The sequence below is a fragment of the Streptomyces sp. NRRL F-5123 genome, assembly GCF_000721495.1.
Lineage (GTDB): Bacteria > Actinomycetota > Actinomycetes > Streptomycetales > Streptomycetaceae > Actinacidiphila.
The window spans coordinates 1-25671 of record NZ_JOHY01000026.1; the positions used below are offsets into that span (position 1 = coordinate 1).

At 74.4% G+C, this 25671-nt stretch carries 20 protein-coding genes and 1 pseudogene; 7 read left to right on the forward strand and 14 right to left on the reverse strand.

The genetic code is table 11. The annotated features are described in order from the left end of the window. Positions 1 to 703: 703 nt before the first annotated feature. Complete coding sequence (locus tag IH54_RS0121220; protein WP_031519128.1) at positions 704 to 1336, forward strand: DUF998 domain-containing protein; 633 nt, start codon at positions 704 to 706, stop codon at positions 1334 to 1336. Positions 1337 to 1385: 49 nt separating this feature from the next. Here IH54_RS0121220 and IH54_RS0121225 read toward each other — a convergent pair whose 3' ends face one another. Then, entirely contained in the window at positions 1386 to 1604 is a 219-nt protein-coding gene (locus IH54_RS0121225) for a DUF4287 domain-containing protein (RefSeq protein ID WP_031519129.1), read from the reverse strand. Between the two features lie 103 nt (positions 1605 to 1707). Continuing rightward, positions 1708 to 3177, reverse strand: a complete 1470-nt coding sequence (locus tag IH54_RS0121230) for a hypothetical protein (RefSeq protein ID WP_199923428.1) — start codon at positions 3175 to 3177, stop codon at positions 1708 to 1710. Positions 3178 to 3499: 322 nt separating this feature from the next. Here IH54_RS0121230 and IH54_RS0121235 point away from each other — a divergent pair, with 322 nt between their 5' ends. Continuing rightward, positions 3500 to 4513 (forward strand): ATP-binding cassette domain-containing protein, encoded by a 1014-nt coding sequence (locus tag IH54_RS0121235; protein WP_031519131.1) that lies wholly within the window; start codon positions 3500 to 3502, stop codon positions 4511 to 4513. Then, entirely contained in the window at positions 4510 to 5304 is a 795-nt protein-coding gene (locus tag IH54_RS0121240) for an ABC transporter permease (RefSeq protein WP_031519132.1), read from the forward strand. Before IH54_RS0121235 ends, IH54_RS0121240 begins: the two co-directional genes overlap by 4 nt. Here the strand turns inward: IH54_RS0121240 and IH54_RS0121245 are convergent. Then, positions 5276 to 8422: an ATP-binding protein gene (locus IH54_RS0121245; protein WP_031519133.1), complete on the reverse strand. Its 3147-nt coding sequence runs from the start codon at positions 8420 to 8422 to the stop codon at positions 5276 to 5278. The genes IH54_RS0121240 and IH54_RS0121245 overlap by 29 nt on opposite strands. Before the next feature lie 1117 nt (positions 8423 to 9539). Here IH54_RS0121245 and fxsT point away from each other — a divergent pair. After that, positions 9540 to 11723, forward strand: a complete 2184-nt coding sequence (gene fxsT / locus IH54_RS0121250; RefSeq protein ID WP_234343674.1) for an FxSxx-COOH system tetratricopeptide repeat protein — start codon at positions 9540 to 9542, stop codon at positions 11721 to 11723. Between the two features lie 145 nt (positions 11724 to 11868). On the opposite strand, the gene bla is transcribed toward fxsT, so the two are convergent. Next, entirely contained in the window at positions 11869 to 12867 is a 999-nt protein-coding gene (bla, locus tag IH54_RS0121255) for a class A beta-lactamase (protein WP_031519135.1), read from the reverse strand. A gap of 112 nt (positions 12868 to 12979) precedes the next feature. Here bla and IH54_RS47945 point away from each other — a divergent pair. Then, positions 12980 to 13078, forward strand: a pseudogene (locus IH54_RS47945) (nitroreductase); the annotation flags it as partial. A gap of 91 nt (positions 13079 to 13169) precedes the next feature. On the opposite strand, the gene IH54_RS0121260 reads toward IH54_RS47945, so the two are convergent. Both IH54_RS0121260 and IH54_RS0121265 read right to left on the reverse strand, forming a co-directional pair. After that, a complete protein-coding gene (locus tag IH54_RS0121260) occupies positions 13170 to 13607 on the reverse strand; it encodes a hypothetical protein (RefSeq protein WP_031519136.1) in 438 nt (145 codons plus the stop codon). Between the two features lie 156 nt (positions 13608 to 13763). Continuing rightward, entirely contained in the window at positions 13764 to 14198 is a 435-nt protein-coding gene (locus tag IH54_RS0121265) for a glutaredoxin domain-containing protein (protein WP_031519137.1), read from the reverse strand. A gap of 100 nt (positions 14199 to 14298) precedes the next feature. Here IH54_RS0121265 and IH54_RS0121270 point away from each other — a divergent pair, with 100 nt between their 5' ends. Then, on the forward strand, positions 14299 to 14913 hold the full coding sequence (locus IH54_RS0121270) for a histidine phosphatase family protein (protein WP_031519139.1): 615 nt from the start codon (positions 14299 to 14301) through the stop codon (positions 14911 to 14913). On the opposite strand, the gene IH54_RS0121275 is transcribed toward IH54_RS0121270, so the two are convergent. After that, positions 14910 to 15470: a hypothetical protein gene (locus tag IH54_RS0121275; protein ID WP_031519141.1), complete on the reverse strand. Its 561-nt coding sequence runs from the start codon at positions 15468 to 15470 to the stop codon at positions 14910 to 14912. The two genes, IH54_RS0121270 and IH54_RS0121275, sit on opposite strands and share 4 nt — an antisense overlap. 233 nt (positions 15471 to 15703) lie before the next feature. Further along, positions 15704 to 17434: a cellulose binding domain-containing protein gene (locus IH54_RS0121285; RefSeq protein ID WP_234343676.1), complete on the reverse strand. Its 1731-nt coding sequence runs from the start codon at positions 17432 to 17434 to the stop codon at positions 15704 to 15706. A gap of 500 nt (positions 17435 to 17934) precedes the next feature. On the opposite strand from IH54_RS0121285, the gene IH54_RS0121290 reads away from it, so the two are divergent. Next, positions 17935 to 18450 carry a DUF4396 domain-containing protein gene (locus tag IH54_RS0121290; RefSeq protein ID WP_031519145.1) on the forward strand — a complete coding sequence of 172 codons (516 nt, stop codon included), beginning with the start codon at positions 17935 to 17937 and terminating at the stop codon, positions 18448 to 18450. Between the two features lie 20 nt (positions 18451 to 18470). On the opposite strand, the gene IH54_RS0121295 is transcribed toward IH54_RS0121290, so the two are convergent. The 6 genes from IH54_RS0121295 to IH54_RS0121320 form a co-directional block, all read right to left on the reverse strand. Next, positions 18471 to 19415: a hypothetical protein gene (locus IH54_RS0121295; RefSeq protein WP_031519148.1), complete on the reverse strand. Its 945-nt coding sequence runs from the start codon at positions 19413 to 19415 to the stop codon at positions 18471 to 18473. Between the two features lie 85 nt (positions 19416 to 19500). Next, positions 19501 to 19983 carry a hypothetical protein gene (locus tag IH54_RS41840; RefSeq protein WP_052397703.1) on the reverse strand — a complete coding sequence of 161 codons (483 nt, stop codon included), beginning with the start codon at positions 19981 to 19983 and terminating at the stop codon, positions 19501 to 19503. Between the two features lie 105 nt (positions 19984 to 20088). Next, positions 20089 to 20637, reverse strand: coding sequence for a Uma2 family endonuclease (locus IH54_RS0121305; RefSeq protein WP_031519153.1), 549 nt, complete (start codon positions 20635 to 20637; stop codon positions 20089 to 20091). Positions 20638 to 20698: 61 nt separating this feature from the next. After that, a complete protein-coding gene (locus IH54_RS0121310) occupies positions 20699 to 21649 on the reverse strand; it encodes a DUF4232 domain-containing protein (protein ID WP_063762342.1) in 951 nt (316 codons plus the stop codon). Between the two features lie 83 nt (positions 21650 to 21732). Next, positions 21733 to 22122: a nuclear transport factor 2 family protein gene (locus tag IH54_RS0121315; protein ID WP_031519158.1), complete on the reverse strand. Its 390-nt coding sequence runs from the start codon at positions 22120 to 22122 to the stop codon at positions 21733 to 21735. A 92-nt stretch (positions 22123 to 22214) separates the two neighbouring features. Next, positions 22215 to 25373: a glycoside hydrolase family 2 TIM barrel-domain containing protein gene (locus IH54_RS0121320; protein ID WP_031519161.1), complete on the reverse strand. Its 3159-nt coding sequence runs from the start codon at positions 25371 to 25373 to the stop codon at positions 22215 to 22217. Positions 25374 to 25671: the final 298 nt, after the last annotated feature.

The following is a 25671-nucleotide window of genomic DNA, read 5'->3' on the forward strand; positions in this document are numbered from 1 at the left end:
AGGGCGGGGTCCGCGAGGGCCGCGGTGATGGCCGCGTGGGCGTCGAGCACGTGCGTCGTGGGCGTCATGGGGTGACGCTATGGGCGGGACGGTTCGGTGCTTGCCGAATCGTCCTGGGGCGCTCCGGGGTGGGTGGTGCGGTTCACTGCGCGGCCTTGCCGCCGGTGGGGGCTGGTCGCGCCGCTCTCCGCGCCCCGCGCCCCTCGCCGTCGGGCGCCGGGTGGTCGGGGGCCACTCCGGGGGTACCTCCTCGGAATGCGCGTGCACCCTCATCCGTAGCCGGTAAGGGCTGGCAAGCGCATTCCTGCGGGGGCACCCCCGGATCGTCCCCCTCCCGACGTCTCGGCAGCTGCCCGCCGGTGGGGGTGATGGCGGAGGGAGCACGGTTCGACCCCACCCGCGAACGCGCCCCGCAGGTGGGCAGAAAGCCGACGTCTACCCGCACGGGCCCCCGCCGCTGAAGCGGCGGCCGCGCACGGCGGGCAGCCCCCGGCTGTGGTGCGCCCCCGCAGGGGAGCAGAAGCCGGCGCCCCCACCAGCACGGGTGGTGGGGGGGAAGCACCCCGCGCCGCCGGGCGCGGGCACCACCGCGGCGGGGCAGTCGCCGACGTACGGCGGGGGCCGCGGGAGGGGCGGGGCGCGACAGGCCCACCTCCGGCCGAACGTCGCCGCCGCTGCCGTGGGAGCGAATTACGGTGGTGCGATGGGACATGTGACGTGGTGGGCGGTGCTCTCGTCCGGCTCCGCCCCCGTACTTCTGCTCGGCGGCTCGACCACCGCCGCGGTCGTGGAAGGGCCGGACTACAACCCCGTCAAACAGACGATCAGCGTCCTCGCGGCGGACAACCAGGAGGCGTACTGGGCGCTCACCGCGACGCTTCTCGCGCTGGGGCTGTGCCATCTGGCGACGGCCGCCGGGCTGCGGGCCGCCGCGCTCGCGGGGCGGCTGGCGCTGGGCGGCGGCGGGGTGGCGGCGATGCTGCTGGCGGTCTTTCCGGCGCCCGCGACGGGCGGTTCGCTGTCGCACGGGTCGGTCGTGACGGTGGGCTTCGCGCTGCTGGCGCTGTGGCCGGTGCTCGCGGCGTGGCGGCGGCCCGCGGGCGGGCCGTGGGGGCTGCGGCCGGCGCCGTCGTGGGCGGTGACGGGGCTGATGCTGCTGGGAGCGGCCTGGTTCGTGGTGGAGAACCAGCGGCACGGTCCGGCGGGTGTCGCCGAGCGCGTCGTCACGGCGGCGACGGCGGTGTGGCCGGTCGTCGTCGTCATCTCGTGCCTGCGCCACCGCCCGAGCGCGGGCACAGGCGGTGGCCTGGGTCCGGGCCCCGGCGTTCGGGCGTAGATCTCCGGGCCGGAGCAGCCTCGCGGCACCACGACCTGACCCGTACGGCTCAGCCGCGGGCGTCCTCCGCGAGGGTCGCGGCCACGAGGGCGTTCGCGTGGCCGTGGCCCAGGCCGTGCTCGGACTTGAGCCAGCCGACCAGCTCCATGTGGCGGGTCAGCGCGGAGGAGCGGATGAGCTGCTGCCACTCGGCTGTCGGGCGGCCGTACTTCTTCTCGATGGAGGGGAAGTAGCTCGCGGGGCCCTTGGCGGCGGCTGCGGTGGTCATGTGCGTCTCCCCGCGGGGGTGTTCGGGTCCGGTCACAGGGATGGACGGTGCGGCGGCGCCGAACTCATCGGTCGCCGCCGCCCCGATTTCCGTCCGGGGAGGCTCAGCCCGCCGCGGTGAAGAGGGGTGCCTCGGGGGCGTCCTGGGTCAGGACGGTGGAGCCGGTCCAGTCGAGGAAGGAGTCGGCGGGCAGGTAGTCGTCCTGGAGGAAGAACGCGCGGGTGACGGCGGTGACGGTCAGGCTCGCGCCGGTCTCCGTCACCGGCGTGCGCAGGGCGACGATCTCCGCGATGTCGGACTGCGTGGTGCCCGCTGGGAGTTCGACGGTCGTGGCCGCGGTGCCCTCGCGGGTGACGGACCAGGTCGGGTCGACGTGGTTGGAGCGGTAGAGCGTCGGGTCGCCCTTGAGGCGTACGCCGACGGACAGGCCGACGGCGCCCGCGTCGGTGGACGGCGTCGCGGTGTGGGCGACGGCCAGGTAGAGGTACGTGCGCTGGTCGCCGAGTTCCGGGGTGGCGGGGCTGGACGGCGACTCGATCTTGCCTTCGCGGGTCATCTCCTGCGCCATGACGGGGTACAGCCACGGGTTGACGTCCATCATGTGCTCGCGCGGCTGGCCCGCGGGCAGTTCCTGGACGGGCGCGGGCGAGAAGCGCATCGGGTCGTCGACGGTGTCGCACAGGTTGTTGTTGGAGGTGCACGTCTCAAGCCGCGGGCGGTCGCCCTCGTACGCGCCGGCGAAGACCAGCGTCTGGTGGTTGGCGGCCTGGTAGACGCCGGTGCCGGGCACCGGTTCGCCGTGGGCGTCGACCTCGACGTCGTAGGCCCACTCGATGTCGGTGGTGCGGCCCCAGCGGGCCATCAGGGCGGGCGAGTTGGTGCCGCCGTCCTCGTTCGTCCAGATGACGGTGTACTGCAGGATCTTGTGGCCGGGGGTCGGCGCGGGCAGCACCTCGTGGTATTCGTACAGCGGCGCGTCGGTGGTGCTGCTCTGGAACGCGCTGCCCAGCTCGGGGAGGTTGCGGCCGTAGAGCACGGGGGCGTTGCGCAGGATCAGGCCCGTGTCGGTGCTCTCGCCGTAGACCTTGAGGTCGATGCCGCCGAGGGTGGCGCGGGTCGCGGCCTGCGGTGAGCGGTCGGCGGCGAAGCGGAAGGCCAGCGTGTGGCCGCCGCGGGTGAGGTGGCCGAGGCTGAAGTCGCGGGTGATCGGCTGGTCGGAGGGGATCACGATGTCGGTGGCGTAGTGCCCGTCGACGTACGCCGACACGACCGCGGATTCGGCGCCCTTCGTGCCCCAGGAGATGCCGGGTGCCTGCGAGGACAGCGTCACGACGGCCTCGCCGCTGCGGTCGGCGGTGACGTGCACGGTGTGCTCGGGACCGCCGCGCCGCACGGTCACGGACGGCAGGTGCTGCGTGCCGTGCCCGGCCGCCACGGGGGCGGCGGGCGCGGCGGAGGCGGGCGACCCCGTCAGCCCGAGGGCGGCGGCAGCCGCCAGCAGCAGGGCCGTACCGCACACGCTCGCGGTACGGGAGTGGGGGTGCGACCTGCGCAGGTCCTTCATGTCACGCATGGCAGGAGTTCCTTTCAGCCGGTCTTCCGGAGCGCCCCCGACGATCCAGCAGACGGGCGACGAGTGAGAGACGCCTGTGGCAATTTCGGCTGAACTCCCCTGCTGGGACGACTGGTTCGGGTGGTAGGGCACCGGGCTCGCGGGCCTCGGGGTTCCCGGCGCCCCAGCCTCGCGGTCCGGCCCCCGCAGCCTCGCGGTTCCGCTGCCGCAGCCCCGCGGTCCCAGCCGCCGCGCCCCGCGGTTTCAGCCCGCGGCCCCCGCCCGAAGGCGCTGAAACCGCGCTGCAACCGGCGTGAATGCGCGCCCCCGCAGCCTTACCGGCATGACGACGACACCGAACCCCCCGGCGGGCACCGCGCCGGACATCGCGATCGAGGCCCGCGGGCTGCGCAAGGCCTACGGCGACAAGACCGTCCTGGACGGCATCGACTTGAGCGTCCCGGCCGGCACCGTCTTCTCGCTGCTCGGGCCGAACGGCGCGGGCAAGACCACCGCCGTGCAGATCCTCTCCACGCTGATCGGCGCGGACGGCGGGGAGGCCCGCGTCGCCGGGCACGACCTGGCTGCCGCGCCGCAGGCGGTGCGCGCGGCAATCGGCGTGACGGGACAGTTCTCCGCGGTGGACAACCTGATCACCGGCGAGGAGAACATGCTCCTGATGGCCGACCTGCACCACCTGGGCCGCAGCGAGCGGCGCAGCGTCACCGCCGAGCTGCTGGAGCGCTTCGACCTCACCGAGGCCGCCCGCAAGCCCGCCTCGACCTACTCCGGCGGCATGCGGCGGCGCCTCGACATCGCCATGACGCTGGTCGGCCGGCCGCGGGTGATCTTCCTCGACGAGCCGACGACGGGCCTGGACCCGCGCGCCCGCAACGCGACGTGGGGCGTCATCCGTGAGCTGGTCGCGGGCGGCGTGACCGTCTTCCTCACCACCCAGTACCTGGACGAGGCCGACGAACTCGCCGACCGCATCGCCCTGTTGAACGGCGGGCGGCTCGTCGCGCAGGGCACCCCCGGCGAGCTCAAGCGGCTGGTGCCGGGCGGGCACGTCCGGCTCCGCTTCACCGACCCGGCCGCGTACGAGAACGCCGCCCGCGCGCTCACCGGCTCCGCCCGCGACGACGAGGCGCTCGCCCTGCAGATCCCGAGCGACGGCACGCAGCGCGAACTGCGGGCGATCCTCGACTGGCTGGACGCGGTCGACGTCGCCGCCGACGAGCTGACCGTGCACACCCCGGACCTGGACGACGTCTTCTTCGCCCTGACCGGTCCCGAGTCCGGCCCCACCGTCCCTGCCCCCGCCCGCACCAAGTCCGCTGAGGAGAACGCCCGATGAGCACCCTGCCCCTGGCCGTGCGCGACTCGTCCACGATGGTCCGCCGCAACCTGCTGCACGCCCGCCGCTACCCGTCCATGACGCTCAACCTGCTGCTCACGCCCGTGATGCTGCTGCTGATCTTCGTCTACATCTTCGGCGACGTGATGAGTTCGGGCCTGGGCGGGCACCCCGACCGCGCCCGCTACATCGCCTACGTCGTGCCCGGCATCCTCATGATGACCATCGGCGGTGCGTCGCTGGGCGTCGCGGTGTCGGTGTGCACCGACATGACCGAGGGCATCATCGCCCGCTTCCGCACCATGGCGATCTACCGCGGCTCCGTGCTCGTCGGGCACGTGGTCGGCGGGGTGCTCCAGGTGCTCATCAGCGTCGTGCTCGTCATCGGCGTGGGCTTCGCGATCGGCTTCCGCACCGACGCCTCGCCGCTGGAGTGGCTGGCCGCGGTCGGCCTGACACTGCTGGTGGGCCTGGCGCTGACCTGGCTCGCGGTCGGCATCGGCCTGTCCTCGCCGAACCCGGAGGGCGCGAGCAACGTCGGGCTGCCGCTGATGATCCTGCCGCTGCTGGGCAGCGCGTTCGTGCCCGTCGACTCGATGCCGGGGTGGTTCCGCTGGTTCGCGGACTACCAGCCCTTCACGCCCTTCATCGAGTCGCTGCGCGGCCTGCTGCTGGGCACGCCGATCGGGCACAACGGGTGGCTCGCGGTCGGCTGGGGCGTCGCCCTCACCGCGCTCGGCGCCTGGTGGTCGACGAGCCTGTTCAACCGCGATCCGTCGCACGCCCGGTGACGGTCGCGAGCACCGCGTCCCGCAACTCCTCCCGCCCCAGGGCGGCGTACTCCGCGACCGCGCCGGAGTACGCCGCCCCGTCGGCGTCCTCCGCCGCGGCACGCGCGTCCGCCACCGCCGAGGGCGGCTGCAACTCGCCCAGCACGCCCAGGCGTTCGGCCAGCGCCACCCAGCGCGCCGCCGACGCGTCGCCGCCCGCGAGCGCGGCATGGCCCAGCGCCAGCAACACCGTGCCGTAGACGGGCATTTCGGCCGCCAGGAGCGGCGGGCGCCCGTCGTGCGGGGAGAGCATCCCCAGCAGCCGCGACCGCAGCAGCGCCGCCAGGCCCCGGGCCGGTTCCACGCGTCCGTGCCGGGCGTGCGCGCCCAGCGCCGCGGCCCGCAACTGCAGCGCCCACGCGTTCATGTACGACTCGGCGCCGTCGGCCCGCGCACCGCCGCCGTCCAGCGCCGCCGCCGCCTCCCGCCACAGCCCGAGCCCCAGCTCCGTCAGCCCGCGGGCGAGCGCGATCTCGCCCCGCGCGCCCAGGATTCCGGCGGCGTCGGCATCGTCGGACGGCGCCTCACCGGCCGCGGCCCGGTCGAGCCACTGCTCGGCCTCGTCGACGGCGCCGCGCTGCAGACACGCCAGCACCAGCGCGGCCCGTACGTTCATGGTGTCGGTCCGGTCGCCGACGGCCTGCTGCTGGGCCATCGTCGCCAGCAGATGGTGGTACGCGTCGTCGCCCTGGCCCATCCGCAGGGCCAGTTCGCCGATCCTCGCGTGGCACAGCATCCGCAGCAGCGGGTGGTGCAGCGGCTCCAACCCCTCCAGCGCCCGCCGCGCGGCGGCCAGCGCTGCCACCGGCCCGTCCTCGTACTCCCACACGTAGCTCGCCACGCATTCGGCGACACCCGCCAGCAGCGGCTGGCCGGAGCGCCCGCACAGCTCGCGCAGCTCCGCGTAGCCGGGCGGCCGCAGGTCCGGGATCACGCACAGCACCCGCGCCAACGCCCGTACCAGCGTGTCCGGTTCGCCCTGCGGCAGGCGGCGCAGCGTGTGCAGGGGGCGCAGGGCGCGCGGGCCCAGGCCCATGAAGAGCGTCGCCGTGCAGATCGCCGCGGCGGTGCGCACGACCTCGACGTACTCCGGCTCGGGGTCGTAGTGCGACAGCGGCGGGCCGGTGTCCGCGGCGAGCGCCACCAGCCGCCCGTAGCTGGAGCCCGTCGACCAGATCGCGCCCAGCACCGCGGCCGCCGACGCGATCGACGGGCCGTCGCCGCGGGCCAGCGCGTGCCGCAACGCCAGGGCCAGGTTGTCCTGTTCGGCGCGCACCCGGTCCCACGAGTCGAACGGGTCGGTGCCGAACAGCACGTCGTGCTCGCTGCGCCCGAAGTCCCGTGTCCACGCCAGGAGCCGGGTCGTGACCTCGGCGTCCTCGCCCGCCTCGGTGCGCTTGGCCGCGCAGAACTCCCGTACGGTCTGCAGCATCCGGAAGCGCAGCCCCGCGACGGTGTCGGCCGCCGACAGCAGGGACTGGTCCGCGAGCTGCTCCAGCATGCCGAGGACGTCCGCGCCCGGCGGCAGTACGTGGGCGGCGGCGTTCTCGGTGAAGCCGCCCGGGAAGACGGACAGCGCACGAAGCGCCGCCTGCGCGTCCTCCTCCAGCAGATTCCAGCTCCACTCGACGACCGCGTGCAGCGTGCGGTGCCGCTCCGGGGTGTCGCGGGCGGCGCCGCGCAGCAGGGCGTAGCGGTCCGGCAGCCGGTCCTGGAGACGGCGGGCGATCTCGGGTACGGACAGGGCCCGTACGCGCGCCGCCGCCAGCTCCACCGCCAGCGGCAGCCCGTCCAACTGCGCGCACAGCTCCGCGACCTGGGCGGCGGGCAGCTCGACCCCGGGACGCGCGGCGCGGGCCCGCTGCGCGAACAGCTCGGCGGCGTGCGCGCGGTCCAGCTCCGGCAGCGCGTACACCGCCTCCGACGTCAGCCCCAGCGGCGCGCGGCTCGTCGTCAGCACCCGCAGGTCGCGCGACAGCGCCACCAGGGCACGTACGAGGTCGGCGACCCCGGCCACCACCTGCTCGCAGTTGTCCAGCACCAGCAGCGCCGGGCCCTGGCCCAGACCCGCCGCGATCGCGCCCGCAGCGCCCTGGCCCCGCGGGTCCGCCGCGCCCAGCGCCGCGGCGACCTCGCCCGCCACGTCGGCGTCCGCGGACACGCCCGCGAGCGGCACGAAGCACACCGTGCGCTCGTCCGCCTCCCGCGCGATCAGCTGCGCCAGCCGGGTCTTGCCGAGCCCGCCCGGACCCGCGACCGTCACCACCCGCGAGGTGTGCAGCAGCTGCGTCACGGCGGCGACGTCCGCCTCCCGGCCCACCAGCGGATTCGGCTCGTGCGGCACGCCCTTGCGGACCGCCGGCGCCTCCGCGCGCAGCAGCTCGGCGTGCACCGCGCGCAGGGCCGCGCCCGGGTCGGCGCCCAACTCGTCCCGCAGACGCCTGCGGTAGGCGTCGTAGCGCGTCAGCGCAGCCGCCGGGCCCGCGGTCGCGGCCTCCGCCCGCAGCAGTTCGGCCAGCACCTCCTCGTCCCGCGGGGCCCGCGCGGCGATCTCCGCGAGCGGTTCCGCGGCCTCCGCGCGCCGGCCCAGCCGCGCCAGCGCCAGCGCGCGCCGCCGCAGCAGCGCCTCGTGCGCGGCCGCGCGGTCCGCGCGCAGCGCGCCCACGGGGTCCTCACCCCGGTCCCCGCTCCCGTCCCACAGCGCGAGCCCCGCCTCCGCTGCGGCGAGCGCCCCCGCGTGGTCCTCCCGCCGCGCGCACTCCTGCGCCTGCGCCGCCCGCAGCAGGAGCGCGGAGGAGTCGACCTGCTCCTCGTCCAGCGTCAGCCGGTACCCCGTCGGCGTCGTCGCCACCACATCCGCGCCGAGCTGCGCCCGCAGCCGCGACACCAGCACCTGCACGGCCTTCCCCGGCCGCTCCGGCGCGTCCTCCTCCCCCCACAGCCCCTCGACCAGCCGCCCCCCGCTGCACCCCGCCCCCTGATCCCCCGCGAGCAGCGCGAGCAGCCCCCGCAGCCTGGGCGCGGTGATCTCCCGCCCCCGGAACGCCACGCGGGGCAACAACGTCAACTCGGTGGTCACAACTGTGCAGAGTAGCCCTGCGGGCTACGAAGAAAAGGGGGTGCCCTTGCCCTCACCGGCCGAGCGATCCACCCCCCACCGGCGTGCGGCCGCCCACCCCCCTCGCCCTGCCGGGCGCTGTTCCTCACCCCCACCGGCGGGCAGCGGCCCACACCCCTCGCCCCGCCGGGCGCACTCCCCTCACGCCCACCGGCGGGCAGCGGCCCACGCTCCTCGCCCCGCCGGGCGCACCCCTCCTCACCCCCACCGGCGGGCAGCCGCCCACCCCCTGGGAGGGGGACGATCCGGGGGTGCCCCCGCAGGAATGCGCTTGCCAGTCCCTTACCGGCTACGGAAGAGGGTGCACGCGCATTCCGAGGAGGTACCCCCGGAGTGGCACCCGACCCCAGCCCCGGCGAGGGGCGCGATGCCCCGCCGGGTACACCCAGGGCCTGCGTGGGGGTGCCCCCAGGCGAAGCTATGGGGGAGAACGGCGCGGCCAGCCCCCACCGGGGCGCGGGTCGTCACCGACCCGAAGGGGCAATTCCGTCCGATCCGGACCACCGGCCGGTGGTGGGCCGGTCGCGCAGTTCCCCGCGCCCCCGGTGTCCCCGGCGGGGCACCTCGCCGCCCGAGGTGGGTGGGGTCGGGGGCCACTCCGGGGGTACCTCCTCGGAATGCGCGTCTGACCTCATACGTATCCGCGACGGAGTCGATGCGCATTCCTGCGGGGGCACCCCCGGATCGTCCCCCTCCCGGCCGGAGCGCGGCCGCCTGCCGGTGGGGGGGTAGGGGATAGCGCCCCCGGCAGGACAAGGGCACCCCCGGATCGTCCCCCTCCCAGGGGTGTGGGCTACCGACGAAATGAGGTGTTCGGGGTGACGGAATGCCGGGTGTGTGCTGGGCTGTGGTACTGAGAGTTGGAACGGGCGTGGGGGATCACCGGGTGGGTGAGCGGCGTGAGGATGCTGGGCGGTTAGGGCCGCGGGTGAATGCGGCCGGCCGGGGGCTGTCCACGGGCGGGGACGTGGATGTCCGTGCGGTGGGCCAGTCGATAGCAGCTCAGCGGATCGACGGCGACGTCCACCTCCACGCGGCCCGGCGGCAGCCTGCTGTTCTGCCGCATCAGGTGGGTGTGGTGCCTTCTCGTGCCATGTCGTTCCAGGTCCGCGCCGAGGCCGGGCGGTTGGCCGCGGCGATGGACGGCGGGGGCACGGCGGTGCTGTGCCAGGTTTTGACGGGGATGGGCGGGGTCGGCAAGACCCAGCTCGCAGCGGATTTCGCGCACCGTTCCTGGGACGAGCGGCGGGTGGAGGTGCTGGTGTGGGTGACCGCGGTCTCCCGCACCGCGATCGTGGCCGCGTACGCGCAGGCCGGTGAGGAGTTGTGCGGCGCCGACCCGGGCCACCCCGAGCGGGCCGCGACTGTCTTCTTGGCGTGGCTGCGCGTCCAGGACCACCGGTGGCTGGTGGTCCTCGACGACATCGCCGACCCGGCGGACGTGAAGGGCCTGTGGCCGCCGGACAGCCCTACCGGCCGGACCCTGGCCACCACCCGCAACCGGGGCGCGGCACTGACCGGCCAGGGCCGGCGCCGTATCGACGTCGGCCTGTTCTCCCCCGCCGAAGCTACCGCGTACCTCGCCGGTGTACTGGCCGCGCACGGCCGCACCGCACCCGCCGATCAGCTCGCCGGCCTCGCCGACGACCTGGGACACCTGCCGCTGGCGCTGTCGCAGGCGGCCGCGTATCTGGTCGATCAGGCCCTGCCGGTCACCGACTACCGCGCACGGCTCGCCGACCACGCCCGCACCCTCGACCACGCCCTGCCCGCACGCGGTGACCTGCCCGACGACCAGGACGACCCGGTGACCGCGGCGTGGTCGCTGTCGCTGGACCTCGCCGACCGCCAGGGCCCGCCCGGACTCGCCCGCCGCCTGCTCCAGCTGGCCGCAGTCCTGGACCCCAACGGCATCCCCGCCCCCGTCCTTGACTCCGGGCCCGCCCGCGCGTGGTACGCCACCGGCACCGGGCAGGCATCCGAAGCGCAGGACGGCACCGACGTCGCGACAGCGGTGGCCGTGGAACAGGTCTACACCGCACTGCGGGTCCTGCACCGCCTCAGCCTGGTCGACCACAGCCCCGACACCCCTCACCACGCCGTGCGCGTCCACGCCCTGATCCAGCGCACCACCGCCGACACCCTCACCCCCGAGCAGCACACCGCCTGCACCCGGGCAGCCGCCGACGCCCTCACCGAGGCCTGGCCCGACATCGAACGCGACACCGACCTCGCCCAGGCCCTGCGCGCCAACACCACCGTCCTGACCGGCCACGCCGAACCCTCCGGCTGCCTCTACCGACCCGACGCCCACACCGTGCACTACCGGGCCGGCCGCAGCCTAGGCGAAGCCGGGCAGGTCATCGCGGCACGCGACCACTTCCACCACCTCATCCAGACCACCACCCACCACCTCGGCCCCGACCACCCCGACACCCTCACCGCCCGCCACGAACTCACCTACTGGGGAGGGCACGCGGGGGATGCCGCCGGCGCCACGACCGGCCTCGCCGAGCTGCTGAAAGACGTGGTGCGGGTGCTGGGTCCCGACCACCCCGAAACCCTCACCACCCGCAGCAACCTCGCCCGCTGGCGGGGGGAGGGGGGGGACGCAGCCGGCGCCGCCACCGCCCTCGCCGAGCTGCTGAAAGACGTGGTGCGGGTGCTGGGTCCCGACCACCCCGAAACCCTCACCACCCGCCACAACCTCGCCTACTGGCGGGGACACGCAGGGGACGCAGCCGGCGCCACGACCGGCTTCGCCGAGCTGCTGGAGGACATGGTGCGGGTGCTGGGTCCCGACCACCCCCATACCCTCACCACCCGCAGCAACCTCGCCCGTTGGCGGGGGGAGGCGGGGGACGCAGCGGGTGCCACGACCGGCCTCGCCGAGCTGCTGAAAGACGTGGTGCGGGTGCTGGGTCCCGACCACCCCGAAACCCTCACCACCCGCAGCAACCTCGCCCGTTGGCGGGGGGAGGCGGGGGACGCAGCGGGTGCCACGACCGCATTCGCCGAGCTGCTGAAAGACGTGGTGCGGGTGCTGGGTCCCGACCACCCCGAAACCCTCACCACCCGCCACAACCTCGCCTACCAGCGGGGGGAGGCGGGAGACGCCTCCGGTGCCGCCACCGCCCTCGCCGAACTCCTGGAGGACCGGGCGAGGGTGCTGGGCCCCGGCCACCCCCACACCCTCATCACCCGCCACGAACTCGCCCACTGGCGGGGGCGAAGCGACGAGGCCGCGGGTACACCGGACTGACCACACCCGGCCCCAACGGGAAACCGTCACCGTCCCGCCGGGAAACGAACACTACTGACACGCTATCTCCGCAGGTCAACGAATTCCGTCGGTGTCCCGGTGTGGCGGCTACCCGCCAGTGGGGGTGAGGGGTGCGGGTCCCGCGTCATGGGGAGGTCAGGGCGGTCAGGGCCGCGCGGGTGGTGTCGGCGATGAGCGCGTCAGCGGACGACGTGTCCGCGTGGTCGCGGGAGGTCAGGACGGCGATGACGAGCGGCGCCGCGGCCGGCGGCCGCAGGACCGCGATGTCGTTGCGGGTGCCGTATCCGCCGCTGCCGGTCTTGTCCGCGGCCGTCCAGCCCGCGGGGAGGGCCGCGCGGATGTACGGGCCGCCGGTGGTGTTGCGCGTCATCCAGTCGGTGAGGAGGGCTCGGCGGTCGGCGGGGAGGGCGTTGCCGACGAGCAGCACCCGCAGGTCCGCAGCGAGGGCGCGGGCGGTGCTGGTGTCGCGGATGTCGCCGGGGGCGGCCTCGTTGAGGGACGGCTCGGTGCGGTCCGTGCGGGTCGTGGCGTCGCCGAGGCCGCGCACCGCCCGCTGCAGGCCCGCGGGCCCGCCGAGTTCGCGCAGCAGCAGGTTCTCCGCGGTGTTGTCGCTGTAGCGCAGTGCCGCGTCCATGACGTCGCGCAGCGCCATGCCCGCGGCGACGTGCCGCGAGGTGACGGGGGCGTGGGCGAGCACGTCCGCGCGGGTGTACGTGAGCGTACGGTCGAGGTCCGTCTCCTCCTGCCGGAGCAGCGCGGCCGCGGCGAGCACCTTGACCGTCGAGCACGCGGCGAAGCGGCGGTCGGGCCGGTAGGTGACGGTGCGGCCGGTGCCGGTGTCGAGGAGGAAGAGGCCGACGCGGGCGCCGTAGCGGTCCTCGATGGCGCGGAACACCGCGTCGGTGGCGGGGAGCCCCGCAAGCGGGGTGGTGGCTCGCGGGGCCGTGCCGGACGCGGTGGCATGCGGGGCCGTGCCGGACGGGGTGCCTTGCGGCGCCTTGGCGGACGCGGGGGCCGGGCCCACCGGAGCCGGAGCCGCGGGGGAGCCGACCCCGCACCCGCAGAGCAGGCAGCCGAGGGACAGGGCGGCGGCCGCGACCGGGCGGCGGGCGGAACGGGCCATGCCGCCACCCTCACCCGCCGCCCCGCCCGAGTCAAAGACCCGCCCGGCGGCCCGGCGCGCCGCCCGTGCGATGCTGCGGGCCAGGCGGGGGCGGTCGGCGGAAGGGGAGCGCATGGACGTCTACGAGGCCGTACGCAGCCGCCGCGCGGTGCGGGCCTTCGGCGGCAGGCCCGTCCCCGGCAAGGTGCTGCGGCGCGTACTGGCTGCGGCGGGCGATCGGATACGCGCCGGAGGGCGCCCCGCCGCTGTTCACGGACCGGGCGCCGCTGCGGGAGACGGTGCGCTTCGTCGGCAACTGACGTCTACGGCCCGGTGAGCCGCAGGTGCCACCACGGGCGGCGCCGGTGCCGCCAACTCGCGGGCTGCCCCGCGGCGAACGGATCCGGCAGCGTCCGCCGCTCGAACTCCGCGTCCAGCCGGGCCACGACCCGCCCCAACTCCCGCCGGGCGCGCGGCGGGAGGGCGTGCAGCACGTCCTGGACGTCGTCGCGGGCGTCGAGGACGTCGCAGCACGGGCAGTCGGCGCGCGGCGGGTAGAGCACACGGCCCGGCTGCCGCAGGAACCCCTCGTACGTCGCGAGCGCCCCCTTCAGGAAGCCGGGCCCGAACCTGCGCGCCTCGACCCGCCGTACGGCGGCCTGCGTGCTTGCGCCCAGGCCCCTGACCTGGCTGTACGGCCGGGCGGCCCCCCGGCGTGCATGCGGTGCGGCGCGTAGCGCGCCGGGCGGCCTACGCGGCATCGCCCTTTCGTGTCGTCATGCCCGCGACGATACCGCCCGGCTCCGCGCCGCGGGGAGCGGAATCCGCGTCGCTCCGACGGACGGCGGCCCCTCGGCCCTGCGGCGCACGCGTCCTCGACGCCCGGAAGGCGCGGGGCGGGAGCGCGAACCGCGGGATCAGGACCCCGCCAACCGCCCCCGCAGCCACGCGGGATCGGGATTGGTGTGCGCCCGCCCCGCGACGACGACGGTCGGCACCGTCTCGTTGCCCCCGTTGACCTCCCGCACGGCCGCCGCCCCCGCCGGATCCCGCCAGATGTTCACCCAGTGCGCCCGCCGCGCCCGCCACCCCAGCCTGGCCCGCAGCCGCAGGCAGTACGCGCACCCCGGCCGCCAGTACACGACCGCCCGCCCGTCCTCGGCACTGCGCCGTTCCGCCTCCGCGGCTGTCACCGACCGCGGGAAGAAGAGCGGCGAGTTGACCCCCGCCAGCACCAGGAACCCCCCGACGAAGCCGCCCCCGGTGCCGTAGTCCCCTCGGGCGACGGACAGCCCCCCGCAGACACCCCCGACGACGAGCAGCCCGACCGCCATCCCCCACACGCGCATCATGCCTGGCACGTTACCTCCCCCCACCGTCCACGGCTCCGGGCGTGCGGGAACCCCGGCGCGGGGTGGAGGCGTCGCTTCTGGTGGGGAGAGAGGTGGGCACATGGGTGCCAGGTTTCTGTATCTCGTACGCCACGGGGAGGCGGTGCCCGACGAGAGCGGCCTGTCGGATCGCGGGCGGCGGCAGGCGCGGCTGCTCGGGGAGCGGCTGGCCGGGAATCCGGTCTCCGCCGTGTGGCACGGGCCGCTGGCGCGGGCGCGGGAGACCGCGGAGATCGTCACCGAGCAGCTGGGCGGGGCGGTGCTGCGGGAGTCCGAAGTCGCCGGGGACTACGTGCCGTACGTGCCGCCTCGGGACGAACTCCCCGCGGAGTGCGCCGACTTCCTGCTGAGCTTCCTCGCCGGTGTCACGGAGGAGGAGCGCGCGTGCGGGGCGCGGCTGGCGAAGGAGGCGGCCGGGCGCTTCACCGGGCCGAGCGAGGGGGAGGCGGACGTCCACGAGGTGGTCGTCACGCACAACTTCCTCGTCGGCTGGCTCGTCCGCCACGCCCTCGACGCCCCGCCCTGGCGCTGGCTCGGCCTCAACCACGGTAACGCCAGCCTGACGGTGATCCGTTACGCGCCGGGCCGCCCGACGTCGCTGCTGACCCAGAACGACATGGGCCACCTGCCGGGCGACCTGCGCTGGACGGGCTTCTCGCCGGGGGTGCGGGTCTAGGGAGTTTCGTCGCGGTGCCAGGGCTTGCGCCCGGTCGGGGCGCCGGAGGGGGTGCCGCCCGGGGCGCCGGGCGGGGGCTTCGGCGGGTCCTGCCGGTTGCGCCAGTTCGTGTTCTGGCTGGCGGGGCTCTTGGCGTCCTTGTTCGCGATCATCGCGGCGATCTCGTCCGGGAAGAGCTGGGCGAAGCGGCGGATGAAGACGTCGCGCAGATCGAAGCCGAGGTCGTCGCGGTGGGCCTCCGCGAGGGCGTCGAGGTTGCACTCGTTACCCGGGCCGCCGTCGCGCACGTAGGCGCCGCCCATGAAGAAGCCCTGCGGGGTCGTGACCGTGCCCATCCGGCACGGGTGGACGTCGATCAGGAGCTTCCAGCCGTCCACCGTGACGCGGACCGCCTTCTTGTTGTCGGACGTGCGGTCCTCCCACGCGAACGTGCAGGCGTCGATGTTCCGCACGACGCGGAGCACGGCGTCGGCGGCCGCCGGAGCCCCCTGGCCCGGCTGCTGAGGTGCGTCGGGTCTCCGGTCGTCCTTCACGGGCCGCTTCGGTGTGGGCTGCATGGATTTCCCCTCCCCTGAGGCTTTCTTCCGATACGCCAAGTCTCCGCACGCACGGCGCCGCGCACCGGCCGATACGGCGCGGTGGCCGGAATGCGCCGCGTTTCGTCCGGTAACGGTCAGGATGCCGAAATCCGCCCGGAGGGTGAGGTATCAGCCGACCCCCACCGGGCGAACGCCGTCCGCCCCGCCGCCGGGGGGAGCCGGGGCGGGGCGGGCGGGGTTGGGCGGGGCCGTCAGCTGGTGGTGCAGCTGACCGTGGGGGTGGGGGCCGCGCCGTTGCCCGTGAAGCCGTACGTGGTGCTCGCTCCGGCGCCGAGGGCACCGTTGTAGGAGGCGTTCGTCACGGTCACCGCACCGCTGGTGGCCGTGTTCGTGCCGTTCCAGACCTGGGTGATCGTTGTGCCCGAGGGCAGCGTGAAGGCCGTCCTCCACCCGGAGATCGCGGCCGTACCGCTGTTGGTGACCGTCACCTCCGACTGGAAGCCGCCCGACCAGGAGTTCACCGTCTTGTACGCCGCCGAGCACCCGGAGCTGCTGCCGCCGGTGGTCGAGCCTGTCGTACCGGTGGACGTACCCGTGCTCGTACCGGTCGAGGTGCCGGTCGACGTACCCGTCGAGGTGCCGGTCGACGTACCCGTCGAGGTGCCGGTCGAGGTGCCCGTGCTCGTACCGGTCGACGTACCCGTGCTCGTACCCGTCGAGGTGCCGGTCGACGTACCGCCCGACGAGTCGCCGCTCAGGGTCGGGGTCGTCCACGTGCGCCACTGGGACAGGTTCGCGGACTTCAGGGAGGACACGCGGAAGACGGCCGGGGCGCTGCCCGTGTTCAGCAGGAACTTCTGGATGCTCGCCTGGAGGGGGGCCTTCCACTCCGGGCGGACCGCGCAGTGCGTGCCGTCCTGGACGTCGGACCAGTAGGAGATGTTGCCGCCCGCGCCGAGCGCCTTGTAGACCTCCGCGCCGCCGAGCGCGGCCAGGCTGCCGGACTTGGCGCCCAGCCAGTCGACGTGCGGGTTCTCCATGATGAACGCGCCGCGCGGGGCGATCATGCCGACGATCTCGTGCGTGTCGACGGGCAGAGCGTTCGGGTTGCCGGTGTAAGAGCCGAACGCGTCGCCGAGCCAGGGCTGTTCGTTGTACGCGCTGTCCAGCGGCTGCGCGCCGCTGTCCGACGGGATGCTGCGGAAGACGTCCGTGCCGCCCGAACCGGACTCGATCGGCATCGTCAGCGCCACTCGCTGGTCGAACGCGCCCGCCACGAACGCGCCCTTGCCGTAACGCGAGCAGCCGGTGACACCGGTCGCGTCGGCCTTGAGGACGTTGCCGCCGGACTGCTGGATGACGTCGATGATCCGGCTGACGCCCCACGACCAGGCCATCAGCAGGCCCGTGCTGCTGCCGGAGCCGTAGATCGAGTAGAAGGCGCCCTGCTTGCTGCTGCGCGGGGTGCCCTCCTTGCCGACGGTCGTCGGGTCGAAATTGACGACCGCCGCGCCGGACGCCTTGATCGTGGCGGTGTCGGCGATGCCGCCGAAGACGATGACGGCCGGGAAGGGGCCGGTGCCGCTCGGCAGACTCACGCTCGCCGAGAAGCTCGCGCTCTTGCCCTGGTCGGAGACGCTGACGGTGATGCCGGTGCCGGACACCGTGCCGGTGACGCTCGCGGGCTTGCCGGGCTTCGTGCCGTAGACGGTCGCCTCGGCGCGCTGCTTGATCTCCTCGCGGCGGCACCGCCAGTCGCCGAGGGTGCTGACGCGGGTGCCGTCGAGGCGGGTGAAGGGATCGGGGAGCTGGGAGGTGGACGCCGGGTTGTTCGTCCCCACCGCGCAGCCGGCGCCGTCGTCCTCGACGGACGCGGTGAGCGCGGCGGGCGCTGCCGCGGCCGCCTGCGGGGCGGGCGCGGCACCCGCCTGCGGGACGGCGAGCGCGGCGCTCGCCATACCCGCGACGGCCGCGGACGCCACGACCGCCCACGCTCTGGGCCGGAACCGCCGGAACCGGGAACGGGACAAGCGCATGGGGGACCTCCTGGGCTGGGCGGCGCGCGGCCGCCGGGTGGTGGGGGGAGTGCGCCGCGTCCGGCCGGGCGCACGGAGGTGGAGGGGCGCCGGCACCGGCGCCGGAGGCCGGGCCGGTCCTGGGAGCGCTCCCATTGTTAGGTACGCCGCCGGAGGCTGACAACATGCCGAACGTGGGGGCTCCAGGTTGGCCGTTTTCGTTCATCTACCGGCGGGTAGCCGTTCGGAACGGGTGGAGCGGACGACGGAAATCGGCCACAGAGAGGGGCTTGACCTGGCAATTTGATCGACGGGCGGTTTTCGGTCAGATGTCGGCAAGCTTTCCGAATGCTATGAGGGTGCGGACCCTCCGGAGCGGGACGGGAAGGGGACCGAGGAATACCCCTGGGGGGTATATGGTTGAGGGCAGCGAACGCTTGATCCGCACGCTCACGAAGGAGCCAGCCATGGACCACTCCGGCCACGCGGGGCATCACGGCGGGCACGACGGGCACGACGCCCACAGCGGCCACGGCGGCGGCTGGAGCCGTACGACGTGGCGCACCGCCGCGCAGGCGACGCTCCACTGCCTCACCGGCTGCGCCATCGGCGAGGTCCTCGGCATGGTGATCGGCACGGCAGCCGGGCTCTCCAACGGCCCGACCGTCGTGATCTCGATCGCCCTCGCCTTCGTCTTCGGCTACGCGCTGACCATGCGCGGCGTGCTGCGCGCGCAGGTGCCGGTGCGGCAGGCGGTGAAGATCGCGCTCGCCGCCGACACCGTCTCGATCGCCGTCATGGAGATCATCGACAACACCGTCATGGTGGGGGTGCCCGGCGCCCTCGACGCCGGGCTCGGCGACGGCCTGTTCTGGGGCTCACTGGCCTTCTCCCTGGTCGCCGCCTTCCTCCTCACGACGCCCGTGAACCGCTGGATGATCGGACGCGGCAAGGGCCACGCCGTCGTCCACGCCTTCCACTGAGGCGGGTCACGCCGCGGCGCTCACCCGGCCACGCGCAGGGTGAGCGCCGCGGTGTGCAGGGTGCCGCCCGCGCGGAACTGCAGGAAGAGCCGCCAGTCGCCCGGCTCGGGCAGCTCGGCGTGGAAGGCCAGTTCGGGCCCGCCGCCCTTGCCCTCCGTGCCCCCCGTGCCGCCCTCCGCCGCCGCGGCGGTCTCCGGGTGCAGGTGCGCGAGGGCCTGGTCCCCGGCGTGGAAGGCGGTCAGATGGGCGTACGTCCCGAGGTACGGCTCCAGGTCGGTGACCGGTACCCCGCCCCTGGCCACGGCGACGGTGAGCGGCCCCGCCTTCCCCGCGGTGAGCTCCGCCCGGACGCTGACGGTGTAGCCGTCGACGCCCGCGCTCGCCGCGGGCTCCGGCAGGGGCGTGGCGCGCACGGTGCCGGGGACGGTGAGCGTACGGCTCAGGACGAGGTCCTGCTTGCCCGCCGAGGGCGTGAAGGTCGCGAAGAGCCGCCAGGCGCCCGGTGCGAGGACGGGCAGCCCGGCGGTCCAGGTGCCGTCCGCGGCCATGGTGGGGTGGAGGTGCTGGAAGCCGGTGAGGTCGGAGCGGATCGCGTAGAAGTGGAGCCGCTTCGTCTGCTCGACGGCGAAGTCCGTGACGGGGCGGCCGTCCGGTCCGGTGATGGTGAAGCGGTAGGGCATCGCCATGCCGGGCATGACGTCGGCGGTGGCCGCGGTCATGCGGTAGCCGCCCGCGGCGTCGGAGAGCCCGTCGCCGCTCCCCGCCATGCCGTCCATGCCGGGCATGTCGGCGGGCATGGACGCGGACGCGGAGGGCATCGCGTGGTGGTGCATGCCGGGCATGGACGAGCCGTCCTTGCCGGACGAGCCGCACCCGGCGAGTCCCGCGCCGAGGACGACGGCGGTTGCGGCCGCGGCGGCGAAACGGCGGCGGGCAGGGCGTACGGATGTGCTGAGCTGTGACATGGGAAGAGGTCTTTCCGGGCGGGCGCACCGGATCGGCGCGCACGTGGACAGGGGCTCGGCGCCCGGGAGTCCCGGGCGGGCCCGCTCACGTCCGCGCGACGCACCCTCGCAGCAGGACGGCCCGCCCGTCCCCCGGCGGCCCCCGCCGCCTGGCCCGGAGGGCCCAGCCCGCACCGGCGGCGAGCACCCCGGCGGCCACCGCCCAGCCCCCGGCCACGGCGCCGCCGAGGTCCGGCAGGACCACCCCCCGTACGGGCGCGGCGACGCACATCTCCCCGCCCCGCGGTGCGGCGTGGTCGTGCCCCGCGAGGGCCTCCCCGTCCGCGGGCAGCCCGTGCATGCCCGCTGCGTGCTCCTCGGGGGAAGCGGCTGAAGCGGCGAAAGCAGCGGAAGCCGAGGAAACAGCGGAGGTGGAGGAAGCTGCGGAAGCCGCGGCCATCGCCCCGTCGTGGCAACCCGTCGCCGCCGACGCCGGATTCCCGTGCATGAGCAGCACCCCGAACAGCAGCCCGGCCAGCACCAGCAACCGGGCCAGGCCCGCCCGCCGCCGCTCACCCACGCCTGCCACCGGGTACGTCTCCTCACTCGGGCACCGAAGCCGCATCACCGCCCACGATACCCCCGGGGGGTTCACCGAGTCGGGCGGAACCCCCCGAACGGGTGAAGCAAACGGTCAGCGCCCCGTGGGCTTGGCCCGGCGGGGCAACTCGTCGAGATCGAGGGTGAAGGTCCGGCCGTCGGCCAGGGCGATGGGGAGCTTGCCGGTGCCGTACGCATGGGTGTGCGCCGCGATGTAGCCGGCGGTGGTCGGCTGCGTGTGCAGGCCGACTTCCTCGGCGTAAGGGTCGACGACCATGTACACGGGGATGCCGTAGCGGCCGTACTTGGCGGTGCAGTCGTCGTAGTCCTTGCGCGCTGACGACGTGGAGACGACCTCGGAGATCAGCAGGAGGTCCTCGAAGCTGTGGCGCGTGCTCTCTCGGTGAGCCTCCTCGCGGATGATCGCGAAGTCGGGGGCGGAGAACTCGTCGGCGGGGAAGTCGATGTACACGTCCGAGACGACGTTGGCGTGACGGCCGAGAGGGAGAGAGTCGATCATCATCGACCTGATGGTCTTCGAGTGCTCTTCGCTCCGCGGGGTCGTGATCACCTTTCCGTCAGCCCCGAACAGAACCGTGTACCCCTCGGGAAACTCGGTGTGCACGATCGCGTCGACGCTCATTGGACGGCTCCTTCCCGTGTGCAGCCAGGATAGGGCGAACGCTCCGGCAGGGGGCGCCCGCTCAGCTCTTCCAGGCGCTCGGCCGGGAAACCGGTGGCGTGCTCGGGGACGGGCGGCCGGCGTCCTTCGTCCAGGGCTTCACGCCCAGCTCGCCCGTCGTGCCGAGGTCGAGTTCGGGGGTCAGCATCACGGGGGAGGCCCCGGGGCGGGCGACGACGCGGGCGTAGGGGGCGTCGACGGCGGTGCCGTTCGTGACGGTGTTGCGCCAGACCAGGCCGGAGGTCGCGGACGCACCGGGGGCGAGGGTGAGGCGGCGGGGCGGGGCGTCGAAGTCGGGGAGGGTGGTGATGTCGCCGGTGCCGTGGAGGACGGTGACGGTGGAGGGGGTCTTCCAGTCCTCGTCCAGGGGGGTGACGGCGGGGTAGCCGTCGAGGGTGTAGGGCTTGGTGGAGCAGTTGGTGAGGTGGAGGCCGACGACCCGCAGGCCCATCGCCGCGTCGCCGCGGTCGGCGGTGACCCGGATGCCAGAGGCGGGGCAGGGGCCGGCCGCGGCGGGGGCCTCGGCCGCGGGGACGCGGCGGACCTGCTCCAGGCGGACGCGGGTGACCTCCGACGCGGCGGACGTGCCGGAGCCGTCGACGGAGCCGTCGACGGAGGCCTGGACGGTCGCGCCCGGGGCGACGTCCGGGACCGTGCCGTGGACGTTCGCCAGCACCTCGCCCGCGGCGTTGCGCAGTTCGACGACGACGGCGTAAGTCCGCTCCTGCGGGCCGTCGTTGGCGACCTCGTAGTGCACCTGGAGGTTCCGGGACGATCCCGGGCACTCCGGCGTGCCGCCGCCCGTGACTCCGGTGATCCGTACGCCCTGGCCCGCGGCCTCGTCCCGCGCCGGGTCGGGCACCACGCAGTGCACGGCGGTCCGGGAGCCGGGAGTCGTCGCCGTCTGCGTGCCGCAGCCCGCGAGGAGCAGCAGGCCCGCGGCGAGCGCGGCCGAGGTCAGGGGGGTTCGCATCCCCCCACCCAACCGGCAGCGGTACCCCAACGCACGTGACGGGGGTCACATTTGCTGCAACGGTCCTGTCACCGATCCCCGCGTCATCCCCCGAGGACCGCTCCCGCGTGCGCGGCCAGGACGCGCCAGCCGACGGATGTGTGCGCCCAGGTGCGGGTGTACCTCAGCCGCGCGGCGAAGGGCTCGCCCGCCGCGGTGCCGCGCAGCGCGGCGAGGACGTACGTGACGCCGGTCGTGCCGGCGACCGTGACGTGCAACTCCTCCTGGTCGAAGGCCTCGACGACGAGCGTCCTGGTGCGGTGGGCCGCGAGGTCGTCGGCCTTGGTGAGGACGCCGCCGTCCGGGCCGGTGTAGCGGACGCGGTCGTCGAGCAGGAGGTCGAGCGCGTCGGCGTCGCCCGCCAACACCGCTGCCTGGAGATCCCGTTCGGCATCCCGCAGGTCCGCTTCGAGCCGCGCCGCCGTGTCCGCCATCGCCGATTCCCTCCGCCCGTAGAGCCGTTCGGGCCCCACGCTAACCCGCGCGCCCGGACCCCCACGACCCGGGCGCGCGGTGAGCGCGGGGCTCAGCCGGAGACGGTCAGCTCGGTGATGCGCTGGGCACCGTCCGCGGTGCCCGGTGCGGCGGAGGTGAGGTCGAGGCGGATGCGGGCGGTGTGGACGGGGGTGAAGCTCACGGTCGTCGGGGCGCCGGACACGGTCGCCCAGGCCACGGACGGGGCGGAGACGGGCACGAAGCGGTCGCCGTCCCAGGCGGAGACGGTGAGCCCGGCCGGGAGGGAGTGCGTGGCGTCGATCGTGAAGGAGACGGTGACCGAGGCGATGTCGCGCGGCTCGGCCCACGTCACGGACACCCAGTCGGCGGCGCGGGCGCCGCTGAAGACGGGGAGCAGGGCGGTCGCGGCCTTGCGGAAGGCGTTGGACCAGCCCGTGGCCGGATCGCCGTCGAGCATCGCGGCGGGCAGCGTGTTCGCGGCGCCGGAGTAACTGGCGTCCGCCAGCGGGTAGTCGGGCTCCTCGACCGGGCCGGGGGCGAACCGCGCGGGCGGGGTGGTGACGACGGTCGCCGCGTGGTCGAGGTGGACGGCGACCGAGCCGGAACGCAAGCCCTGCGCGCTCGCGGTGACGGTCAGGCGCCCGGCCTTCACGCCCGCGCGGACGATCGCGAGCGCCTTGCCGTGGAAGGCGGTGCGGGTGGTGGCCTGGTAGCGCTCGGCGCTCTCCTGGCGGCCGTTGTCGAGCCCGGCGAGCGAGCCGCCGGTCACGTCGAAGGTGAGCAGGTCCTCCGCGCCGGGCACGACGGTGCCGCGTGCGTCGATGACCTCGGCGGTGACGTAGACCAGTGAACGCCCGTCCCCGGGCGCGGACTTGCGGTCGGCGACGAGCCGTACGGCGCTCGCGGGGCCCGCCGTCCGCAGCACGTCGGTGGCGACCGTCTTGCCGTCGCGGCGCGCGACCGCCTTCAACTCGCCCGCCGCGAAGGGCACATGCCACGTCAGGTGCAGCTTGCCGGCGCTGCCGTTGGGGCTGGTGTAGCTGCCGGGGTAGGGGCCGCCGGTGACCGTGCGGTCGTCGCCGGTCGCCTCGGTCGTCTCCAGGTACGTGCGCCCGTCCACCGTCTTCTTGGTGTCGAAGCGGCGCACGCCGAGCGAGCGGCCGTCGAGGAACAGCTCGACGGTGTCGGCGTTGGAGTACGCCCACACCTCGACGGTCTCGCCGTCCTCGTGGTCCGTCCAGTCCATCGGCACCAGGTGCACCATCGGCTCGCTCGACCACTGGCTGCGGAAGAGGTGGTACATGTCCTTGGGGAAGCCCGCGGTGTCGACCGCGCCGAAGAAGGACGCCTTGACCGGGAAGACCGAGTAGGGCGTGGGCTCGCCGATGTAGTCCATGCCCGACCACAGGAACTGCCCGGCGAAGAACCGCCGGTCGCGGTCCTTCTTCAGCCCGTACTCGCCGCTGATCGTCCACGAGGCGAGGTTGTTGTCGTAGGAGGACGTGGCGCGTCTGCCCGGCGTGTAGTTCTCGCCGGTGTTGAGGTGCTCGGGCTCCTGGTAGGCGCCGCGGGTCGCGGTCTCGGAGGAGGACTCGGACTCGAAGAGGAAGAGGTGCGGGTAGCGGGCGTGCAGCGCGTCCACCGAGGCCGCGGTGTTGTAGTTGAGGCCGAGGCCGTCGAGCTTGGCGAGCATGAGGTCGGCGGCCGAGCCGGCCGACGGCAGCCCGCGGTATTTGTCGGAGCCGATGACGACCGGGCGGGTCGCGTCCAGCGAGCGCACGACGTCGATGAGGCGCTGGGCCATGTCGAGCCCGGCGGTGCTGGTGGAGTCGGGGATCTCGTTGCCGATCGACCACATGATCACCGCGGGCGAGTTGCGGGCCGCGCGCACCATCTCCGCGATGTCGGCGGAGCTGTAGGCGTCGAAGAAGCGGTGGTAGTCGTACGTGTTCTTGCCCGTGTGCCAGCAGTCGAAGGCCTCGACCATCATCACGATGCCGAGCTCCTCGCAGACGTCGATCATCTCCGGCGAGGGCGGGTTGTGGGAGGTGCGGAAGGCGTTGACGCCCATGGACTTCATGAGGGTCATCTGGCGCAGCAGGGCGTCCCGGTTGACGGCGGAGCCGAGGGCGCCCTGGTCGTGGTGCAGGTCGACGCCCTGGAGCTTGGCGTATGCGCCGTTGAGGCTGAACCCCAGATCGGGGTCGAGGGTGACGTGCCGGAAGCCGAAGACGGCGGGCAGCGCGTCCACCACCGCGCCGCCGACCCGCAGTTCGGCCTCCAGCGTGTAGCGGTGCGGGGTGTCGAAGGACCACAGCTTCGGCGCGTTGACCGCCAACTCGACGACGGCGGTGGCCGGTTCGGCGGTCGGCAGGTCGAGCGGGGTGCTCGTGGTCGCCACCGCGCGCCCGTCGGGGTCGCGGACGGTGGCGACGACCGTCGCGGCGCGGGCCGCGCCGGACTCGTTGACGGCGGTGACCTCGGCCCGGACCGTCGCGGCCCTCCCGGCGGCGAGCGCGTCGGCGAGGCCGGGCGTCGTCACGTACGCGCCCTGGCGGGCGATGTGCACGGGGTCGGTCACGACGAGGCGGGCGTGCCGGTAGATGCCGCTGCCCGAGTACCAGCGGCTGCTGGGCAGCTGGTTGCGCACCTGCACGGCGAGCACGTTGGGCGTACGGCCGTCGGTGTGCAGCAGTTCGGTGACGTCGAAGGCGAAGCCGGTGTAGCCGTACGGGTGGCCGCCCGCGAGCGTGCCGTTGACGTACACGGAGCTGTCCATGTAGACGCCGTCGAACTCGACGGAGATCCGCCGCCCGGCGAGCGTCTTCGGCAGCGTGAACGTCCTGCGGTACCAGCCGAGGCCGCCGGGCAGGAAGCCGGTGCCGCCCGAGGTGTTGTCCCCGGTCGTCGGCGTCAGCTCGATGCTCCAGTCGTGCGGGACCGCGACCTCGCGCCACCGGGAGTCGTCGTAGCCGGGCTCGGCGGCCCCCGCGTACGCGCCCGTGGGGTCGTCGGCGCCCGCGGAGTTGGCGAGGGCGAAGCGCCACCCGTCGGAGAGGTCCAGACTGCGCCCGGCCGGGTCGAACGCGGCTGCGCGTCCGTGTTCACTCTGCGCGCCGCCGCCCTCCCCCGGAGTGGCCGCCCGTGCGCTGCCGACGAGCCCGGGCAGCGCTGGGACGGCGGCCCCCGCGGCTCCGGTGACCAGGATCGACCTGCGGTTTACCGGCACTGTGACCACTCCTCCGGGAGGCGTACGAGCAGCGGGCGCGGACACACCGCACCCACCAGAATTGATCAGCAACAAACAGAATCCATCAGACCCCCACGGATTCTTGCAGCCTCGCTCCCACGCCGGTCAAGAGCCGTGCGCGACCTTCCGTCCCCGGCCGGCCGCTTCCCGCCGGGCGTCGGCGCAGCCTGTGAGGTGCATGTGAGGCGGCGGGGCGGAGGCGCGGTGGCGGCAGGGCGGAGGCGCGGTGGCGGCGGGGCGGAGGCGCGGTGGCGCGGTGGCGGCGCGGCGCATCCCG

What these genes read in the sequence shown, in the direction of transcription:
- IH54_RS0121290 (WP_031519145.1), top strand. Translation starts at nt 17,935, where the DNA reads ATGGACCACTCCGGCCACGCGGGGCATCACGGCGGGCACGACGGGCAC.
- IH54_RS0121235 (WP_031519131.1), top strand. Translation starts at nt 3,500, where the DNA reads ATGACGACGACACCGAACCCCCCGGCGGGCACCGCGCCGGACATCGCG.
- IH54_RS0121225 (WP_031519129.1), bottom strand. Translation starts at nt 1,604, where the DNA reads ATGACCACCGCAGCCGCCGCCAAGGGCCCCGCGAGCTACTTCCCCTCC.
- IH54_RS0121310 (WP_063762342.1), bottom strand. Translation starts at nt 21,649, where the DNA reads ATGCGAACCCCCCTGACCTCGGCCGCGCTCGCCGCGGGCCTGCTGCTC.
- IH54_RS0121305 (WP_031519153.1), bottom strand. Translation starts at nt 20,637, where the DNA reads ATGAGCGTCGACGCGATCGTGCACACCGAGTTTCCCGAGGGGTACACG.
- IH54_RS0121230 (WP_199923428.1), bottom strand. Translation starts at nt 3,177, where the DNA reads ATGCGTGACATGAAGGACCTGCGCAGGTCGCACCCCCACTCCCGTACC.
- IH54_RS0121240 (WP_031519132.1), top strand. Translation starts at nt 4,510, where the DNA reads ATGAGCACCCTGCCCCTGGCCGTGCGCGACTCGTCCACGATGGTCCGC.
- IH54_RS0121270 (WP_031519139.1), top strand. Translation starts at nt 14,299, where the DNA reads ATGGGTGCCAGGTTTCTGTATCTCGTACGCCACGGGGAGGCGGTGCCC.
- IH54_RS0121295 (WP_031519148.1), bottom strand. Translation starts at nt 19,415, where the DNA reads ATGTCACAGCTCAGCACATCCGTACGCCCTGCCCGCCGCCGTTTCGCC.
- IH54_RS0121220 (WP_031519128.1), top strand. Translation starts at nt 704, where the DNA reads ATGGGACATGTGACGTGGTGGGCGGTGCTCTCGTCCGGCTCCGCCCCC.
- bla (WP_031519135.1), bottom strand. Translation starts at nt 12,867, where the DNA reads ATGGCCCGTTCCGCCCGCCGCCCGGTCGCGGCCGCCGCCCTGTCCCTC.
- IH54_RS0121315 (WP_031519158.1), bottom strand. Translation starts at nt 22,122, where the DNA reads ATGGCGGACACGGCGGCGCGGCTCGAAGCGGACCTGCGGGATGCCGAA.
- IH54_RS0121275 (WP_031519141.1), bottom strand. Translation starts at nt 15,470, where the DNA reads ATGCAGCCCACACCGAAGCGGCCCGTGAAGGACGACCGGAGACCCGAC.
- IH54_RS0121265 (WP_031519137.1), bottom strand. Translation starts at nt 14,198, where the DNA reads ATGATGCGCGTGTGGGGGATGGCGGTCGGGCTGCTCGTCGTCGGGGGT.
- IH54_RS0121260 (WP_031519136.1), bottom strand. Translation starts at nt 13,607, where the DNA reads ATGCCGCGTAGGCCGCCCGGCGCGCTACGCGCCGCACCGCATGCACGC.